The following is a 16,545-nucleotide window of genomic DNA, read 5'->3' on the forward strand; positions in this document are numbered from 1 at the left end:
TTCCTGCCAATGACCGGAACTGCCCGGATACTGTTTATGAAATCATGCCTGCGCAACCGGAATCACGCAGGCATGATTTTGGCCTTATGTTTTTATTCCGGCCATTCGCTTTCCGGAATGTTCTTATAAATTTCTTCCTTTGGCAGCCAGCCGTCTTCAATTGCAATATTCATGTTGTCCTTGGTGAGCGGGAACATGTCTTCTTCGCTTGTCATAAGGACGGACAGGACATCCTTCTGCCCGTTTTCGACCGTGGTCGTATCAAACAGTTCAGAGAGGTCTTCTCCTTTAGCCATGGCAACCGCGGCTTCAACCGTCATATTGTCTACGATTGCAAAACGGCGGTATACCGTCATACTCTGTGTGCCTTCCACAATCCTCTGGCATGCCGCAAGGTCTGCATCGAGTCCTGTCACAACCACGTCGCCCGCGAGTCCCTGCTCTGAGAGCGCCTGGATCGCCGCTCCCGCACATCCGTCATTAGAAGTAACCACGCTCACCACATCATTATTGTTTGCGCTGAGTCCGTCTTCCACATATTTTAGTGCTTCTTCCGGGTTCCAGCCCGTCGCCCACTGGTCTACAACAACCTTGATGTCCCCGCTATCGATATAGGGCTGAAGAATGTTCATCTGCCCATTACGCATTAGGTGTGCGTTGTTATCCGTCGGGGAACCGCCAATCAGGAAATAATTGCCCTTCGGAGCATGATCAACCGCATACTGTGCCTGAATTTCTCCGACCTTGGTACAGTCGAACGTAATGTAGAAATCAAGATCGCAGTCTGTAATCAGACGATCATAGGCAATGACTGGGACTCCCGCATTGTGGGCCGACTCCACAATAGGGGCGGCCGCCGCACCATTCTGAGCAATAACAACCAATACGTCAATTCCTTGGGTAATCATGTTTTCTGCCTGTGAAATCTGAAGGTTCTCATCCCCATTTGCAGACTGTGAAATAATTTCCACACCCAGCTCCTTGGCTTTATCTTCCATAATACTAAGATCAGTCTGCCAACGTTCCTCCTGCAGTGTTGCAAAGGAAACTCCTATCTTAATGCCCCCGCCATCCGTCGTACCGGCATCGTCATTTCCACCTGCGCTGCTTCCGCCTTCATCTGTCGGCTGCGACGTGGGCGTGTCGCCGGTTTCCGTATTTGACGGTCCGCAGGCAACTACACCAATGATCATTATCGCTATCAGCAACACCACTAAAATTCTTTTTTTCATAATTTCCTCCTATCTATTTATCCGGAATTTTTTCCGGATGCACTTGATTTATAAAAGGCCTTTTTTTTCGATTGCTGTTACACGTACCGGGCTTGCGTCCCCATGTACGATAGGCAATGGTAAAATAAATACCATGTAATTCCCTTTCTTTACAGCGTCAAGATTGGTAAGGGATTCCACCAGAGGAATTTTTGCCTGAAAAAGCGATACATGCGCCGGTTGGTTGGGAATATCGTTGTTTTCAATACCGGCCGCATCCGTGCCAAGACAACCAATTTTTTTATCGATCAGATAATGCACTGCTTCAAGTGCAACATAGGGATATTTCACCCAATCTTTGGTACGGAACAGACTGTCCATCCCCGTTTTAATAAATACGATGTCTCCTTCATGAATCTTATCGTCATACGCTCTGACCTCTTCTGTGGTAATTTCCTCGCCGATTTTCTTATAAGAAAAATCCATCAGCACCATATTTCCGATCATTTGGTGAAGCGGAAATTCGGCAAGGTCCATTCCATCCTTCAGATGATGGTACGGGACTTCCACATGCGTGCCGTTATGGGTACACATGTTTACATAACCAATTTTGTACCACGAATCCGCATCATGCTCCAATTCTGGCATCGACTCTGTTGCATCCTTTAAATCGATTTCAAAGGGAAAATTCACCTCTTCCCCCGGCCGCATTTGTTGACTCAAGTCAACGACATACTTTTTGTTCATCTCTTTCCTCCTCTTTTTATTAGTTATATGGAGTAAATCAATTACTCAAATATCCCCGAGGTATGTGAACTGTTTTACTATTTAGGTTTCTTAGCGAATCAACGATTTTAAATTGTTTTTAGATTGTATCTTTATCATATCGACAGGAATCTTTTCCTTCAACTCATATAATTGTCGTAAAGGTTTTATTTTTTGTCATAAAAAAGTACACCGCAAAAAAATGCACCTTGCACAGGCTCTTAAAGAATTCTGCTTCTTTATATCAATAGTATTTCCATGCATATTTTGAGAAATGGAGAATTCTGGAAAAACGTGGTGGGAATGGGGCAAAGATTCTGTCTTGCGCGTGACTTTTATATATATTTTGTTGCTTCTCGAATTGAATTTTTAACATACAAAAAACCCGCAGGCCGTATGGCGTGCGGGTTTTGTAAGTGCTTTTCTTTTAACGCTTGGAGAACTGCGGCGCTCTTCTTGCTGCTTTGAGGCCGTATTTCTTTCTTTCCTTCATTCTCGGGTCGCGCGTCAGGAACCCGGCGGATTTCAGCGCCGGACGAAGCTCGGGCTCCGCCTTGATAAGCGCACGGGCGATGCCATGGCGAATCGCGCCTGCCTGGCCGGTATAACCGCCGCCTTTTACGGAAACAAATACGTCGTATTTGCCCGCCGTATCCGTTACAACGAAGGGGGAACGCACGAGCATCTTCAGCGTTTCATAACCAAAGAACTCTTCAACATCCCTCTTGTTTACCGTGATATTGCCTGTGCCCGACATAATGCGGACCCTGGCAATGGATTTTTTTCTTCTGCCTGTTCCCAGGAACTGTTCTTTCTTTGCCATTTAAACCTTCCCCTCCCTCTTAAAGCTCTATTGCTTCGGGCTTCTGGGCCGCGTGGTCGTGCTCCGCGCCTCTGTATACGCGCAATTTCTTGAGCATTTTCCGGCCGAGCTTGTTTTTAGGAAGCATTCTTCTGACCGCTTCATACAGGGCAAATTCCGGTTTGTTTTCCATCAGGTCCCTGTACTTCGTTGTCTTCAGGCCGCCCGGGTATCCCGAGTGTCTGTAATATAATTTCTGATCCAGTTTTTTACCCGTAAAAACGAGTTTTTCCGCATTGATTACGATGACATAATCTCCCGTATCCACATGCGGCGTATATTCCGGCTTGTTTTTTCCGTGAAGGATATTGGCAACCTTGCTTGCCAGTCTGCCGAATACCTGTCCCTCAGCATCGACAATATACCACTTCTGCTCTACTTCGCCGGGTTTCGCCATATATGTTTTCATTAGGCTTTCCTCCCATGGTATCTTCAATTTTTATGTTCCGGTCGCAACGTCTTCCTCTTCCGGGAGGTCCCAATTCCCGGCGTAAAAAGCCGCCGCTTTCGCGCGTGCACAGGGCTAATTGTGCATACAGGCGCATGAAATAGTTTACTGAAAATCCGCACGGTTGTCAAGCTTTTTCATGAAAATAAAGCGTTTCGCCGATCTGGAAAGCCGGTTTTTTTCAAAATACGCCTCCTATAGGTCCTGTATATTCATTTTATCCATTTCCTCCTGTTTTTTCTGTTTACGAAAAATTACGATGAACTGGATAAACTGGATTGCCGCGCCGATGAGGAAAAAAAACAGTAAAAAAGACAATATACAGGAAACAACAGGGATTACAAGGCCCCATAATTTGAATTTCCGCGCCACATAGTATTCGGCGATACTCATCGCGATAATCAGGATTGCCGGAACCAAAAGGGTGATTAGGGAAGAAAACACCATCGTCATTGCTGACACCTCATTTCTTACTTTTCTTATATTCGGAAATCAATATCTTCGCCGTATCGAAATCCAGCTTATCGTTTACCGCCATCCGCTTAACGAGCGCTATGTACGGCTCTTCGGCATAATCGTCGCTGATGGTGATTTTCTGGATCAGCTTATCGAGGCGCAGGCGCACCGTGGGATAGGTAACGCCATATTGCTTTGCCATTTCTTTAAGAGACCCTGAGGCAAGGACAAAATTCTTGATAAAGGAAACATCTTCGTCCTCAAGGGCAGTCATCCATTCCGGGACAATTTCAATTGCCATTGCATCTTCTCCTTTAATTATATTGAATATATCATTTAATAATATTAAAGTCAATCTTAAACAATGTTTTTATAAAACTTATTTGCCCGCCGCAGGATACTGTACCACTTTTCGCAAATCATTTTTTCCCCTGCCCCCCGGCGGGTTGGCCTCTCTTTTCTTTACATTACCCCGCAAATCCGATATTATAAAATTATCTCTATAATAATCCAACCCGGTGAACCGGCAACGGCAGTATGCCGCTTTTTCCGTCCGGGGAAAGCGAGGCCTGAAGCAATGTTTGGTATTTTAGAAATCATTTTACCCATTCTGGCGGTTTTAGCGCTCGGGTTTCTTTCCCGGAAAAAAGCGTTGCTGTCTTCCGAAGGAATCGAGGGTCTTAAAGGAATCGTCATGAACTTCGCCCTGCCCTGCCTGCTGGTCGGCGCGTTCTACACCGCGGACTATGGCGCGGCAAACGTAATTGTGGCCCTCGTTATGTTCGCGTGCTGTTTTGCGGGACTGTTCCTCGGCAGGCTGATCAAAAAAGCTTTCCGCATGAACCAGGATTTCCTGCCCTTCCTTACCACCGGGTTTGAGGCGGGCATGATGGGCTATGGCCTGTACCTGATGCTTTTCCCGGGCGAGAGCCTTGCGAACTTCGCCATGGTGGACCTGGGGCAGGTACTTTTCGTTTTTACTTTTTATATGGCGGTGCTCAATACGAAAAAAGGCGTGGGAACACGTTCCACGCTGCTGTCCATGCTAAAATCGCCTATCTTTCTTGCAGTCTGCGCCGGTGTTTTTCTCGGCGCAACCGGTCTTGGAAAATGGATCGACGCTTCTCCTGCAGGAGAGACCGTGGCGGCCGTTCTCGATTACATTGGCGCGCCCACAGGAATTTTGATGATCTTTGTGGTGGGATACGGCCTGCGTTTTGAACTTTCCGGCCTTAAAGATGCGCTCGCCGCTGCCACTGCCCGCATCGCTGTAATGGCCCTGCTCTGCCTGTGTGCACTATTTTTAATCAGTTCGCTGGTTCCCATGACATACGGACTTTACTGGGCCGTCGTGCTCATGTTTATCCTGCCCGCTCCGTTCGTGCTGCCTGTTTTTGCCGGCAGCCAAAAGGATACGGCTTATATTTCCACCAGCCTTTCCGTGTACACGCTTATTTCCATTCTCCTGTTCGCCGTAATTGCGGCAACCGCGGCGGCCTGACGTACGGCCTATCCTGCAAAAAGGGCCTTCGCCGGCGCCAAAGACGCAGCCAAGACCCGTTTTACCAATATTCCAAACTCCTGCGCCACGCGCGCCCTTACAGTTCACTGTAATACAAAAGGATATCCTTATATTCCCCGTTCTTGGCCTGGAAGCCTTCGCATACCCTGCCAATCTGGCGGAAACCGGTCTTTTCATAAAGATGGATCGCCCCGATATTATCCTCAACCACCGCATTAAATTGCAGGATACGGAAACCGAGCTCTTTTGCCTGCGCCATGCAGTCGCGCACAAGCTGTTCGCCAATGCCCTTGCCCCGGCAATTTGAATTCACCGCAAACGAAGCGTTGGCAATATGCGCACAGCGCCCGACGTTGTTCGGATGCAGGATATAAAGCCCTACAAGCTCCCCGCCATCCTCCGCCGCGCCGCAGTAGGACTGGGCCCCAAAAAACGCTTTTGCCCCCGACTCATCCAGCATTTCCGCCTGCGGGAACGCTTCGCCTTCCTCCACGACCGCATTCCAGATTTCCATCATGGCCGGAATATCCTTCCCGGTATATTTCCTGATTGTGACGCCCATAAAAACTTACCTCGCCATTCAAATTTATTAGCACGGGAATCTCCCGCTATAATCCATACCGTTCCTATCATACAATACTTTTATCCCGGTTTTCAACATAAATTGATAAAAATTTATCAATAATACACCTCTACCAGGAAAAGGCCCTGCGCCTGCGCCGTCGCCCCGGCAAGCGTACGGTCTTTGGCCGCGATTGCCGCGCCTACTTCCTCCGGGGCCAGTTTTCCTTTTCCGGCCGCAACCAGCGTCCCCGCGATGATCCGAACCATATTGTACAAAAAGCCATTGCCTTTTACATCGATCGTGATATAATCCCCGTCCCTTGCAACCGTTACCGAATAGACCGTGCGCACCGTCGTTCCCTTAAGGTCCGAACCCGCCGCGCAAAACGCCGCAAAATCGTGCTCGCCTTCAATAAACGTCGCCGCCTGCTTCATTTTTTCCACATCGAGCGGGACGGGCACAAACATGGTGTACAGCCTGTCGATCGCTCCTTTTTCCCGCGCATTGCGGATTACATAGCGGTAGTGCTTTCCCTTTGCCCCAAACCGCGCATGGAATCCTTCCCCCGCCTCAAAGGATTTTTTGATGCGGATATCGTCCGGGAGCAGTGTGTTCAGGACATAAAAAAATTTATCGGCCGGAATATCGGTATCCGCGTCAAAGTGCGCAACCTGCCCGAGGGCATGGACGCGCGCGTCCGTACGCCCCGCGCCCACAACCGCAGTTTTCACGCCCAGCGCCTTCTTCAGGGCTTCTTCCAGCTTTTGCTGGACGCTGACGCCATTTTTCTGGATTTGCCAGCCGCAGTAATTTGTTCCGTCGTATTCGATGATGAGTGCGATTCTCAAAAAATCCCGTTTCCTTTCGGTCTATTCAATTCATCATACAACATATATCGCTTCCTTTTCAACAAAAAATCCACGGACAGCTTTGTCCGTGGATTTTTCCAAAGGGCGTTAGTTGCATTCGGGAGTAAGCGGGCCCGCCAATTCCTTTATGAAGAAGAGTTTCCCGGGCATTGTGGGCATGAAGCTTGCCGGTACCCAAGTGTCCGGTCCGTAGCGGAGCGCCACCCACAACGACATGCCCTGCCACATCATTCCCCTGTTATACGTTCCATCACAGCCGCCGATAATTTTATCCGACTGCAGGAACAGGCCGGGGCCAACCGTATTTGCAAAACAGGGAACCTGTGTGGTCCTGCTTTTGAAGCTATGGAGCGCGTTTTGCTCGATTGTAAGGGGATTTAAGTGCGCTCCCAGCCGATGCGTTTGTTTTTTCCACTCCGCTTCCGTTGCGTATTCCCCTGCAAATTGGGGTTCCCAAAATGCGATGTGGAACACCCGGCCTATGCCGAACACCGTAACAAGCTGCGCGCCCTCTTTTTTGAGCGCAGCGATTTTATCCGCATAGGTTGGAAGGTTTGTCTTCGTCGCAAAATTGCGCTGGCCCTCCGGAACTGTGAGCTCTCCCAGCGGGCTGTAGAAGGCTTCTTCCATCGCATTCTGGAACGATCCTTTTTCCCCGGCGGCAAGCGTTTCCCCCGTTTCGTCACTCCACTCGTCCATATTGAAGCAGTAAAGATGCCGACAGTCTACCTTCCATTCCCGGAGGAAATAGACCACCCACCGGTACATGCCCATCGGCCCTACGGGAAGGATCATCGCCAGTTTTTTCCCTTCCTCTTTCCCCTGCTTTATGGTAAGGGCGATTTCGTGGCCCATCATCATGCCAAAAACCGTATCGTCGTCGCACAGGACGGGACGAAAGCCTTCATTCCAGAAGGGCTGCCGGTCAAAAATTTCTTCCGGCCCGTGTGCGCAGCATTGGTCAATTTTTTCGAGATTCCATCCTTTCGGGAAAAAATGTTCCATATTAGACCCTTTGAGTGTTGATATTAAATCCATGGTATGATATCTCCTTTTCTAAAAATTTTCGCCGCATTTCCATGCGGCGAAAACCATCTGTCTTTTGATTCCGCTTTTATGCGTCCGGTATTTCCTCTTTGTAGTTGTCAGGCGTAACAACTTTTACGCCCGTATCGATAAACAATCCCTGGTCGGTTTCCGTTCCGCCTTCCACTTCTTCGCCCTTAACCAGGCGCAGGAGCTGTTCCACGCTTACCGTTCCCATTCTTCCAAAATCCTGTCCGACGGCTACGTCGATCAGCCCTTCTTCAAAAAACGGCTTTGAAGTGGGGAATACATCCATCGTCACAATTTTGTGCATTGGATCGGCCCGCTTCCATTTATTTACCTCGGGGGTTGCATCCGGGTTCACGAAATAGGGCCAGCCGCCTGCCATAAACCACGCGTCGATTTCATTTCCGTTTGCACGGGTGTAGGATTCAATGACCTCGACCGCCTTATCGACATCGTCGTCGCACGCGCCGGAATAAACCACTTCGATATTCGTTCCCTTAATTGTGTCCGCAAACCCCTGTTTGCGCGCCTCGATGTCAAACGCTCCCGGTATTCCTTCGAGCTGCGCCACGCGTACGGTTTCCTTTCCGCTGTCTTTGAACAATTCGATCATTTGCTGTGCGCACACAACGCCCGCCTCATAATTTTCCGTGCCTGCATAAAACGCCCTGCCGCTGTCGGGCGAATCCGCATCAAAGGTGGAGACCTGAATCCCTTCCGAAATAGCACGGGCAAGCACATCCTTGAGGGCGTCCGGCGTATTGCAGCTTACCGCGATGCCGTCCACCTTGCGCTCAATAAGCCCTTCGATCACGCCGACCTGTTCGGACGCTTCCGCTTTTACGGAGGCAATCCATTCCACATTGATTCCAAGGTCTTTCCCGGCCTGTTCCACTGCCTCTTTTGCCGGAAGGAATACGGGATTTCCTAAAGACTGCGGAACGACGGCAATGGTAATTTCCCCATCCGCCTTTGCCCCGGCATCTGCCGCAGGCTCTGTCCCGTTCTCCGTCGGGCTGCTTGCGGCTGCGCCGCTTTCGTCCGCGGCTCCGCTTCCCGGCCCTGAGCATCCAAAGAGAGTGAACACCAGTAACGCTGCCATCAGAACCATTACAAATTTTTTCATTTTTTCCCTCCTGTTTTTAGTGTTTTTGCTGTTTGATATTCCAGCAGAAATTCCATGCGCGGTTAATTGCCCGCACGCTTCTTACTCAGCATATCGGCCGCTACCGCAAAGAGTATGACGAAACCGATGATAAGCTGCTGCCAGTAGGCGTCTACCGAAAGCAGCACCAGCGCATTCCTCAGCACGCCCATGATGGACGCGCCGATTACCGTTCCGATGACGCTCCCCACGCCGCCGGAAAGGGACGTTCCCCCGATCACCGTCGCCGCAATCGCATCCATTTCAAAGCCCGTCCCGCTGGTCGGCTGTCCAATGCCCAGTTTCGATGCTGTGATGATGCCCGCGAAACCTGCCAGAAGGCCGCACAGGGCATACACCAGGATCAACAGCTTATTCGTATTGATACCTGAAATCCTTGTTGCTTCCATATTCCCGCCCAGGGCATAAATTCTTCTTCCCGTTACCGTTTTGCTGAGGAAAATCCCGAATATGACGGCAACCACCGCCATACACCAGATCGGCGTCGGAATTTCCAGGATTGCTCCCTGGCCGAGGAAAAAGAATTCCTCTTTAATTCCCGAAATCGGATACCCTTGCGTAATGATATAGCACAAGCCGCGGGCGATACTCATGGTTGCAAGCGTGGCGATAAATGGGGGAAGGTTGATTTTTACGACCAGCACCCCGTTGGCAAAACCGAAGCCCAGGGCAACTAGCATTCCCAGAAACACGCCCACGAAGGCATTGGCGCCAAGTTCGGTGATGCTGAGCGCCGTGATGACGCCGGCAAGCCCGTAAACCGACCCGAGCGACAAATCAATCCCGCCCGTTATGATAACCATCATGACCCCGATTCCCGAAATCGCGATGGGAACAAACAGCCGCATAACGGACAAAATATTGCTCACCGAGCGGAACGGCGGGCTGATAATCAGCATGGCGACCAGCATGACAACCAAAATCATCAGGATCGAAAACGAAGAATTTTTTGTCAGCTTCCGCCAAGAATTCGGCTTTTCCATTTGATTTGTTTTTGTATTCATTTTTCTTCCTCCTCTTTATGCGAGCGCCATCATCATAACGCTTTCCTGGGTTGCCTCTTCCTGGCTGAGCTCTCCTTTGATCCTTCCCTCATGCATGACAATGATGCGGTCGGACATTCCAATGACCTCCGGAAGCTCCGAGGAAATCATAATGATCGCCACCCCTTGTTTTGCCAGCCTTGACATCAACATATAGATTTCTTTTTTTGTTTTGACGTCAATGCCCCGGGTCGGTTCATCCAAAATCAGGATTTTCGGCTTGGTCTCCATCCATTTTCCAATTACAACCTTTTGCTGGTTCCCGCCGGACAGGTTCCCGACAATTTGTTCATCCGTAGGTGTTTTGATTTCGAGTTTTTCAATGTATCCTGCCGCGACTTTTTTTTCCTTTTCCTTATCAATGAAGCCTTTCTTTTTGAAAGAGTCGAGCGCGGCGAGCGAAATGTTGGACCTCACCGTCATACTGAGGATAAGCGCCTGTTCTTTTCGGTCTTCGGGGACAAAGCCGATTCCGTTCCGGAGCGCGTCTACCGTATTCCTGATTTTGACCCTTTTTCCGTCGATGAAGATATCCCCCGTTTCGCGCGGGTCGATCCCGAAAATTGCACGCATTACCTCGCTTCGCCCGGCCCCGACAAGCCCTGCAAAGCCAAGGATTTCACCTTTGCGCAGCTGGAAACCGATATCTTTCAGGAACTTCCTGGTGGAAAGATTTTTTACTTCCAGCGCGACGTCGCCGATCGGCGCCTTTTCCTTTGCAAAAATGTCGTCAATGCTGCGCCCTACCATGTCGCTGATGACCTCGTTTTCCGTCGTGGCTGCCGTATCCATGGATGCAATCAGTTCCCCGTCGCGCATAACGACAATTTCATCCGAAATTTCAAAAATTTCCTTCATGCGGTGGGTGATGAAGATAATGGCGACACCCCTTTTGCGCAAAGACTTAACGATTTCGAACAGCGTTTCCGTTTCGCTTTCTGTCAGGGATGAGGTCGGCTCGTCCATGATAATCAGCCTGGCGTTGAATGACAGCGCTTTCGCAACTTCAATCATCTGTTTTTGTGCCGTGGACAGGGATGCCACCAGGGTCTTCGTATCCATATCAAGCCCGACCTGCCGCAGGAGTTCGCCTGCCTGGCGATGCATTTCCACCTTGTCTACAAGGCCGTTCTTTCTGGGTTCGCGTCCGATGAAAATATTTTCCGCGATATTCAGGTTCAGCCACAGGTTCAGCTCCTGGTAGATAATGCTGATGCCCAAATGCTGCGATTCGAGCGGCCCTTTGATTTGCACGGGTTTTCCCTCGATTAATATTTCCCCTTCATCCATTCGATACACGCCGGACAATACTTTCATCAATGTGGATTTTCCCGCGCCGTTCTCCCCGACCAGGGCCAAAACCCTGCCGGACTTTACGGTGAGGCTGATATGATCCAGCGCTTTTACTCCCGGAAACGTTTTCGATATATTCCGTACTTCCAGGAAAATCTTTCCCTCGTTTTGCACAGTTACACCTTCCTTTCCAATCGTATTGAATCTTAAGCCGGTTGGCTTTAAGCGGTACGGCCCGCGCCTTCCTGCTCCCCGCGGCTCCCTGTTTTCTTTAGAATAATGGAGCCTTTGTTTTTGATAAGAATTTCCTACCTTTTTAACCACCCTTTATTGGGTGGTTTTTTTTGATTCGATTCTCCTTTTTTCTTCTAAAATAAGTCCCTTTGGAGGTGGCGATAAAGGTAGACTAAATAAACCAGCATACATTCATGCCAATTTTTAAACTTTATTCAATTTTCCAGAGTCTGTAAATACCGAGCGAGATGTCTAATGTTTTTGCTGCCTGACTACTTCGGTCAGCAGTTCACTGAATACATATTTCCTGAGTTCGTGAAGCCCGCCATATAGCTGTGCTTTATTCCCGAGCTTGCTTAGCCTGATATCCGGTTCGTAGTATACCCCCTTTGATACAAAGTGCTTTACCGCCTCCAGCGCCAGAGTGTTTTCGCTGTTTACGCTGCCCCCGATCACCACGACTTCCGGGTCGATAATAGAAAAAATATTGATGATCCCGGACGACCATATTTTCATCGTATCATAAAATATATCCGCGACATCGAAATCGCGTTTTGCCACGGCTTCTTCCACAAGGCCCAGCGTAAGCTTTTTGGTTTCCCGCCGCTCCATAATGCCCTTGAGGATGCCGGCCCTGCCCTTATCCATGAGGGCCTGTATCCTGTCATACATGACCTGGAGGCCCGCATGGCTTTCCAGGCAACCCATATTTCCGCAATAATCCGTATTGAAATTACTTTTGTCGAAGAACATATCTCCCACTTCGCCCGCGGCGTACCGCTTTCCCTTGCACAGCTCGTTGTTAATAATAATGCCGCCTACGCCATAATAGTTTGTGAAACTCAGGAGCGCCATGTCCTTGCAGTCCGGATAGCATTTTATTTTCTCTCCAACAAGCGCAAGCCGTGATACATTGTTGATAATCACCGGTATGCTCAGCACATTCATAATGCTTTCATACACGTTTGCATCCCGGAACCGGTAGATATCCGGTATCCGTTCAATGCGCATATTTTCCTCATTCACAACGCCCGGAACCGATATCCCCGCCGCCAACACCCTTGCGGAATCGACCTTCGCGGCATCAAGCAGGCTGGTATAGGCCTGTTTCAAAAGCTCCATCAGTTCTTCCATGGAGACGTCCTGTTCCACCGGGACCTGGATTTCCGCCTTGATCTCCCCGACAAGGTCCGCAAAATATGCGTTGATTTCCTTTGCCCGCATTTCATACAGCATCAGGTATCCGTAATCCGGATTAATCCTATAAATTTCAGGCCTGCGGCCCGCGCTTTCGATCTCTCTTTCTTCAATCTCCACCAGGCCGATATTTTTCAGCCTGTTAATCGCCCGGCTGACCGTAGCCGGACTGAGCCATGCCTTCCTGACAATATTTCCCGAGGACGCCTCGCCCAGTTCTGCAATTGTATCCAGCACCAACAATATATTTCTGTCTTTTTCGCTTATATTTTTATTCATATTGATCATAAATATTTCACCAGCCTGTGTCACGCGGATTCGCCCGATCAAAAGTCGGGTCTTTTATAATAGTAACATAAAGGGGAGAAATATTTAATTCATACGCACATCTTTGTGGAAAGGTTCTAAGAAACTCTGGATTGTTTTTATCATAGCATACTAAATAATTTATTTCAAGCAGAAATTTATTATTTTACAAAATTATTTTTAATTTACTTCATGAGGTCGTTTTCGCATATTTTTCTTCGATTTTCTTCCTATTTATTTCATTTTGAAATTAAATGGTTCGCCTGCCCTAATGCCGCTGGACCTTAAGTACAAAACATCCGAACGCGGGCAGGTAAGCTTTTGGTATCCACTGCGGAAATACGGAACAAAAAAAAGCGGTAAATCACCGCTTTTTGCCTTATACGGACAGGGATATACTACAGGAACACCATAAACAGGACGCTTGCCGCAAGCATCAGGACCAGCGCCCAAACGTCCGCCCGCTTAAGGTGGAGGACCTTCATGCGCGTCCTGCCCTCGTCGCCGTGATAGCAGCGGCTTTCCATGGCAAGCGCGAGCTCGTCCGCGCGTTTAAACGCGCCCACAAACAGCGGCACCAGGAGCGGTATCATATTCTTTGCCTTTTTAAGCAGGTTCCCGCTGTCGAACTCCGCGCCGCGCGCGGTCTGCGCTTTCATGATGCGGTCCGTTTCCTCTACCAGCGTGGGGATAAAGCGCATGGCAATGCTCATCATCATCGCCATTTCGTGCACGGGAAATTTGATCTTTTTAAGCGGTTTTAAAAGGCTTTCCATGCCGTCCGTCAGCTGCATGGGGGATGTGGTCAGCGTCAGCAGGCTGGTCGCCACAATCAATAGCACAAGCCTGATGGCAATAAATACAGCCTTCTCGATCCCTTCTTTTGAGATGGTGAGGAAGCCCCACTGCCAATAAATGGTCTGCCCGCTGTAAAATAAAATATTTAGCACAAAGGTAAATATAATAATGAAAAGAAGCGGACGGATACTCCGCAGGATGGTGACCGGCCCAATTTTCGCCAGCGCAATAATCAGGATAAACAACGCGGCGAGGGCGAGAAAGCCCAACATCGTGCGGACCACGAATACGGCGACCAAAAAAAGGAGCGCCACGAGTATTTTGATGCGCGGGTCCAGTCTGTGGACGATGGTATCGCCCGGAAAGTACTGGCCCAATGTGATATTTTTCAGCATTTGCCGTCCTCACTCAATTTCAGGATTGCTGCAACAAGCTCGTCTTTTTTGATGATGTCGTCCGGAATATCCCAGCCGCGCGCCTTGAGCATAGCGGCCGCCTCGCGCGACTCGCTCGCCCCCAGCCCAACCTTTTTGAGCTTGTCAAGGTCCGCGAATACTTCTTTCGGCGTACCGTCCGCATAAACCTCGCCATGGTCCATCGCAATGATACGCGAGGCATAATCCGCAAGGCCGTCCATATTATGGGAGATCATAATGATCGTGACCCCGGCGTCGTTGAGCTTCTTCACAAGCTCCATAAATTGTTCCCGCCCCAGCGGGTCGAGGCCTGCAATGGGTTCGTCGAGGATCAGTATCTGCGGGTCCATGGCGAGCACGCCCGCAATCGCGACCTTGCGCTTCTGCCCGCCGGATAAATCAAATGGTGAAAGCGGTTTGATCTTTGCGGGTTCAAAACCCACAAGCTCAAGGGCGGTATCCACATTTTTTTCCGCTTCGGCTTCCGTCATGCCCGCCTTCATCGGGCCGAACGCAACGTCCCTGCCCACCGTTTCCTCAAAAAGCTGGTATTCCGGATATTGGAATACCACGCCCAAGGTGCGGCGCAGCAGTTTACGGTCGTAGCCGGACGCGTTGATGTCCTCGCCGTTTACCATAACCGTACCCGAGGCCGGTTTTAAAAGCCCCGCCGCAAGCTGGATGAGGGTCGACTTTCCGCAGCCCGTGTGCCCGATGACGCCCACAAATTCTCCGTCCGAAACGGTAAGGCTGATATCCTTCAGGGCCTGTACTTCAAAGGGCGTTCCCGTCATATAAAAATAATTCAGTTTTGTTACACTTAACGGCATAATTCATCCACCAGTTCTTTCAGGGTCACGGGGCATATGCCAAGGTCCAGTCCCTTTTCTTTCAGGTCATAGTAAACCTGCGTGGCGAGGGGGGGCAGCAGACCGGCCTCTTCCAGCCTGTCTTTATGGGAAAATACCTCGCGCGGAGTTCCTTCATCCGTAACGGCGCCGTCCGTCATGACAAATACGCGGTCGGCCTCCGACGCCTCCTCCATATAGTGCGTAATGAGCACAATCGTCTTGCCTTCCTCCCGGTTGAGGTAACGGATCGTATCCATCACCTCTGCGCGCCCCTGCGGGTCGAGCATGGCCGTAGGTTCGTCAAACACAATGATATCCGGATGCATGGCAAGCACGCCCGCAATTGCGATGCGCTGCTTCTGGCCGCCGGAAAGCATATGCGGCGCGCGTTTTTCAAAGCCCTGCATGCCCACCGCTTCGAGCGCCTCCGTGACCCAGCCGCGCAATTCTTCATGCGGCACGCCAAGGTTTTCCGGGCCAAAGGCTACGTCTTCCTCGACCACCGTCGATACGAGCTGGTTGTCCGGATTTTGGAACACCATGCCCGCATGGCTGCGGATGCCCCAAACATTCGCTTCGTCTGCTGCGTCGAGGCCAACCACGGTAAGCGTTCCCTCCTGCGCGCGCAAAAGCACGTTGATGTGCTTGGCAAACGTGGACTTCCCGCTGCCATTGTGCCCCAATATTGCCACGAATTGCCCTTGCTCCACAGCAAGGGTAACCCCCTTAAGGGCCAGCTTCGGCTCCGTTCCCTCGATCGTCGGGTATGCATATTTTATGTTGTTCGCATCAATTACTTTTGTCATAGCCACTGCTTTTCAGGGTTCTCCGCCCTTATGTTCCCCGCCAGGGATACGTGCGTTTCAATCGGGCAGGGCCTGCATTCACGCATATATCCCCGCGCCGCCGTCCGGCGCATACTCCCTCTTAGCGAAAGAAGGAAACTTAATAAGCTTATTAAGTTTCCTCCCCAAATTCAATATAATGTTTCCCCGGCCTTTATACCAGCTCGAGGATTACGACCTCGGCTGCGTCGCCGCGCCGCGGTCCTTTTTTGATGATGCGGGAATATCCGCCGCCCTGCCCCTTATCTTTCGCGCGCTGTGCATATTTCGGCGCGATTTCGCGGAACAGCTTCTCTACGACAGGCATATTGACATCGCCTGTGCGCTTTTTGTAATCGTATTTGCTTTCCTTTTCCAGCTTTGTCTCCGGAACGTTGTACAAATAAGAAATAATCATACGGCGCGCGGCCAGCTTTGCGGGCGAATCGTTTGTGACCTTGGTCTTCGTGCCGTCAATCGTCTTTTCGACCTCAACCGTATTGTCATACTGCTTGATTGCCTTTGTAATCAGCTTTTCCGCAATCCTCTGCGTTTCTTTTGCACGCATCATTGTCGTTTCTATTTTGCCGTTCCAGATCAGCGACGTCACAAGGCCGCGAAGCATCGCTTTTCTCTGGTCGGAAGGCCTGCCTAATTTTCTCATAGC

At 50.0% G+C, this 16,545-nt stretch carries 18 protein-coding genes; 1 reads left to right on the forward strand and 17 read right to left on the reverse strand.

The features are described 5' to 3' along the window. Positions 1 to 92: 92 nt before the first annotated feature. From BBD38_RS07610 to BBD38_RS07635, 6 genes are all read right to left on the reverse strand, one after another. The gene (locus BBD38_RS07610; RefSeq protein ID WP_147568119.1) at positions 93 to 1,232 is read right to left on the reverse strand and encodes a sugar ABC transporter substrate-binding protein; all 1,140 of its coding nucleotides are present in this window, start codon (positions 1,230 to 1,232) and stop codon (positions 93 to 95) included. A 48-nt stretch (positions 1,233 to 1,280) separates the two neighbouring features. Next, positions 1,281 to 1,958 (reverse strand): cyclase family protein, encoded by a 678-nt coding sequence (locus BBD38_RS07615; protein ID WP_066686387.1) that lies wholly within the window; start codon positions 1,956 to 1,958, stop codon positions 1,281 to 1,283. A gap of 445 nt (positions 1,959 to 2,403) precedes the next feature. Further along, positions 2,404 to 2,799, reverse strand: a complete 396-nt coding sequence (rpsI, locus tag BBD38_RS07620) for a 30S ribosomal protein S9 (RefSeq protein ID WP_066686388.1) — start codon at positions 2,797 to 2,799, stop codon at positions 2,404 to 2,406. A gap of 19 nt (positions 2,800 to 2,818) precedes the next feature. Next, on the reverse strand, positions 2,819 to 3,247 hold the full coding sequence (gene rplM, locus BBD38_RS07625) for a 50S ribosomal protein L13 (protein ID WP_066686389.1): 429 nt from the start codon (positions 3,245 to 3,247) through the stop codon (positions 2,819 to 2,821). A 234-nt stretch (positions 3,248 to 3,481) separates the two neighbouring features. After that, the gene (locus tag BBD38_RS07630; RefSeq protein ID WP_066686391.1) at positions 3,482 to 3,739 is read right to left on the reverse strand and encodes a hypothetical protein; all 258 of its coding nucleotides are present in this window, start codon (positions 3,737 to 3,739) and stop codon (positions 3,482 to 3,484) included. A 10-nt stretch (positions 3,740 to 3,749) separates the two neighbouring features. Further along, a complete protein-coding gene (locus BBD38_RS07635) occupies positions 3,750 to 4,043 on the reverse strand; it encodes a DUF2089 family protein (protein ID WP_066686393.1) in 294 nt (97 codons plus the stop codon). Between the two features lie 276 nt (positions 4,044 to 4,319). On the opposite strand from BBD38_RS07635, the gene BBD38_RS07640 reads away from it, so the two are divergent. Continuing rightward, on the forward strand, positions 4,320 to 5,243 hold the full coding sequence (locus BBD38_RS07640) for an AEC family transporter (protein ID WP_066686395.1): 924 nt from the start codon (positions 4,320 to 4,322) through the stop codon (positions 5,241 to 5,243). 97 nt (positions 5,244 to 5,340) lie between these two features. Here BBD38_RS07640 and BBD38_RS07645 read toward each other — a convergent pair whose 3' ends face one another. The 11 genes from BBD38_RS07645 to rplQ form a co-directional block, all read right to left on the reverse strand. Next, positions 5,341 to 5,826 carry a GNAT family N-acetyltransferase gene (locus tag BBD38_RS07645; RefSeq protein WP_066686397.1) on the reverse strand — a complete coding sequence of 162 codons (486 nt, stop codon included), beginning with the start codon at positions 5,824 to 5,826 and terminating at the stop codon, positions 5,341 to 5,343. Between the two features lie 116 nt (positions 5,827 to 5,942). Beyond that, positions 5,943 to 6,677: a tRNA pseudouridine(38-40) synthase TruA gene (gene truA, locus BBD38_RS07650; protein ID WP_066686399.1), complete on the reverse strand. Its 735-nt coding sequence runs from the start codon at positions 6,675 to 6,677 to the stop codon at positions 5,943 to 5,945. Between the two features lie 108 nt (positions 6,678 to 6,785). Further along, on the reverse strand, positions 6,786 to 7,736 hold the full coding sequence (locus BBD38_RS07655; protein ID WP_066686401.1) for a sugar phosphate isomerase family: 951 nt from the start codon (positions 7,734 to 7,736) through the stop codon (positions 6,786 to 6,788). A gap of 76 nt (positions 7,737 to 7,812) precedes the next feature. Next, entirely contained in the window at positions 7,813 to 8,877 is a 1,065-nt protein-coding gene (locus BBD38_RS07660) for a substrate-binding domain-containing protein (protein ID WP_066686403.1), read from the reverse strand. A gap of 62 nt (positions 8,878 to 8,939) precedes the next feature. Beyond that, complete coding sequence (locus BBD38_RS07665) at positions 8,940 to 9,920, reverse strand: ABC transporter permease (protein ID WP_207644638.1); 981 nt, start codon at positions 9,918 to 9,920, stop codon at positions 8,940 to 8,942. Between the two features lie 15 nt (positions 9,921 to 9,935). Further along, positions 9,936 to 11,426, reverse strand: coding sequence for a sugar ABC transporter ATP-binding protein (locus BBD38_RS07670; protein WP_066686406.1), 1,491 nt, complete (start codon positions 11,424 to 11,426; stop codon positions 9,936 to 9,938). Between the two features lie 312 nt (positions 11,427 to 11,738). Further along, the gene (locus tag BBD38_RS07675) at positions 11,739 to 12,962 is read right to left on the reverse strand and encodes an ROK family transcriptional regulator (protein WP_172807793.1); all 1,224 of its coding nucleotides are present in this window, start codon (positions 12,960 to 12,962) and stop codon (positions 11,739 to 11,741) included. A gap of 425 nt (positions 12,963 to 13,387) precedes the next feature. Next, positions 13,388 to 14,182, reverse strand: a complete 795-nt coding sequence (locus BBD38_RS07680; RefSeq protein WP_066686410.1) for an energy-coupling factor transporter transmembrane component T family protein — start codon at positions 14,180 to 14,182, stop codon at positions 13,388 to 13,390. Further along, complete coding sequence (locus BBD38_RS07685; RefSeq protein ID WP_066686412.1) at positions 14,176 to 15,033, reverse strand: energy-coupling factor transporter ATPase; 858 nt, start codon at positions 15,031 to 15,033, stop codon at positions 14,176 to 14,178. Before BBD38_RS07685 ends, BBD38_RS07680 begins: the two co-directional genes overlap by 7 nt. Next, the gene (locus tag BBD38_RS07690) at positions 15,024 to 15,860 is read right to left on the reverse strand and encodes an energy-coupling factor transporter ATPase (RefSeq protein WP_066686416.1); all 837 of its coding nucleotides are present in this window, start codon (positions 15,858 to 15,860) and stop codon (positions 15,024 to 15,026) included. Before BBD38_RS07690 ends, BBD38_RS07685 begins: the two co-directional genes overlap by 10 nt. A gap of 193 nt (positions 15,861 to 16,053) precedes the next feature. Beyond that, positions 16,054 to 16,542, reverse strand: coding sequence for a 50S ribosomal protein L17 (rplQ, locus tag BBD38_RS07695; RefSeq protein ID WP_066686418.1), 489 nt, complete (start codon positions 16,540 to 16,542; stop codon positions 16,054 to 16,056). Positions 16,543 to 16,545 lie beyond the last annotated feature (3 nt).

Source organism: Christensenella intestinihominis (assembly GCF_001678845.1).
Lineage (GTDB): Bacteria > Bacillota > Clostridia > Christensenellales > Christensenellaceae > Christensenella > Christensenella intestinihominis.

Bases quoted from the DNA above. Each gene is read 5' to 3' on its own strand.
- BBD38_RS07610 (WP_147568119.1), bottom strand. From the start codon at position 1,232: ATGAAAAAAAGAATTTTAGTGGTGTTGCTGATAGCGATAATGATCATT.
- BBD38_RS07615 (WP_066686387.1), bottom strand. From the start codon at position 1,958: ATGAACAAAAAGTATGTCGTTGACTTGAGTCAACAAATGCGGCCGGGG.
- rpsI (WP_066686388.1), bottom strand. From the start codon at position 2,799: ATGGCAAAGAAAGAACAGTTCCTGGGAACAGGCAGAAGAAAAAAATCC.
- rplM (WP_066686389.1), bottom strand. From the start codon at position 3,247: ATGAAAACATATATGGCGAAACCCGGCGAAGTAGAGCAGAAGTGGTAT.
- BBD38_RS07630 (WP_066686391.1), bottom strand. From the start codon at position 3,739: ATGACGATGGTGTTTTCTTCCCTAATCACCCTTTTGGTTCCGGCAATC.
- BBD38_RS07635 (WP_066686393.1), bottom strand. From the start codon at position 4,043: ATGGCAATTGAAATTGTCCCGGAATGGATGACTGCCCTTGAGGACGAA.
- BBD38_RS07640 (WP_066686395.1), top strand. From the start codon at position 4,320: ATGTTTGGTATTTTAGAAATCATTTTACCCATTCTGGCGGTTTTAGCG.
- BBD38_RS07645 (WP_066686397.1), bottom strand. From the start codon at position 5,826: ATGGGCGTCACAATCAGGAAATATACCGGGAAGGATATTCCGGCCATG.
- BBD38_RS07655 (WP_066686401.1), bottom strand. From the start codon at position 7,736: ATGGATTTAATATCAACACTCAAAGGGTCTAATATGGAACATTTTTTC.
- BBD38_RS07660 (WP_066686403.1), bottom strand. From the start codon at position 8,877: ATGAAAAAATTTGTAATGGTTCTGATGGCAGCGTTACTGGTGTTCACT.
- BBD38_RS07665 (WP_207644638.1), bottom strand. From the start codon at position 9,920: ATGAATACAAAAACAAATCAAATGGAAAAGCCGAATTCTTGGCGGAAG.
- BBD38_RS07675 (WP_172807793.1), bottom strand. From the start codon at position 12,962: ATGAATAAAAATATAAGCGAAAAAGACAGAAATATATTGTTGGTGCTG.
- BBD38_RS07680 (WP_066686410.1), bottom strand. From the start codon at position 14,182: ATGCTGAAAAATATCACATTGGGCCAGTACTTTCCGGGCGATACCATC.
- BBD38_RS07685 (WP_066686412.1), bottom strand. From the start codon at position 15,033: ATGCCGTTAAGTGTAACAAAACTGAATTATTTTTATATGACGGGAACG.
- BBD38_RS07690 (WP_066686416.1), bottom strand. From the start codon at position 15,860: ATGACAAAAGTAATTGATGCGAACAACATAAAATATGCATACCCGACG.
- rplQ (WP_066686418.1), bottom strand. From the start codon at position 16,542: ATGAGAAAATTAGGCAGGCCTTCCGACCAGAGAAAAGCGATGCTTCGC.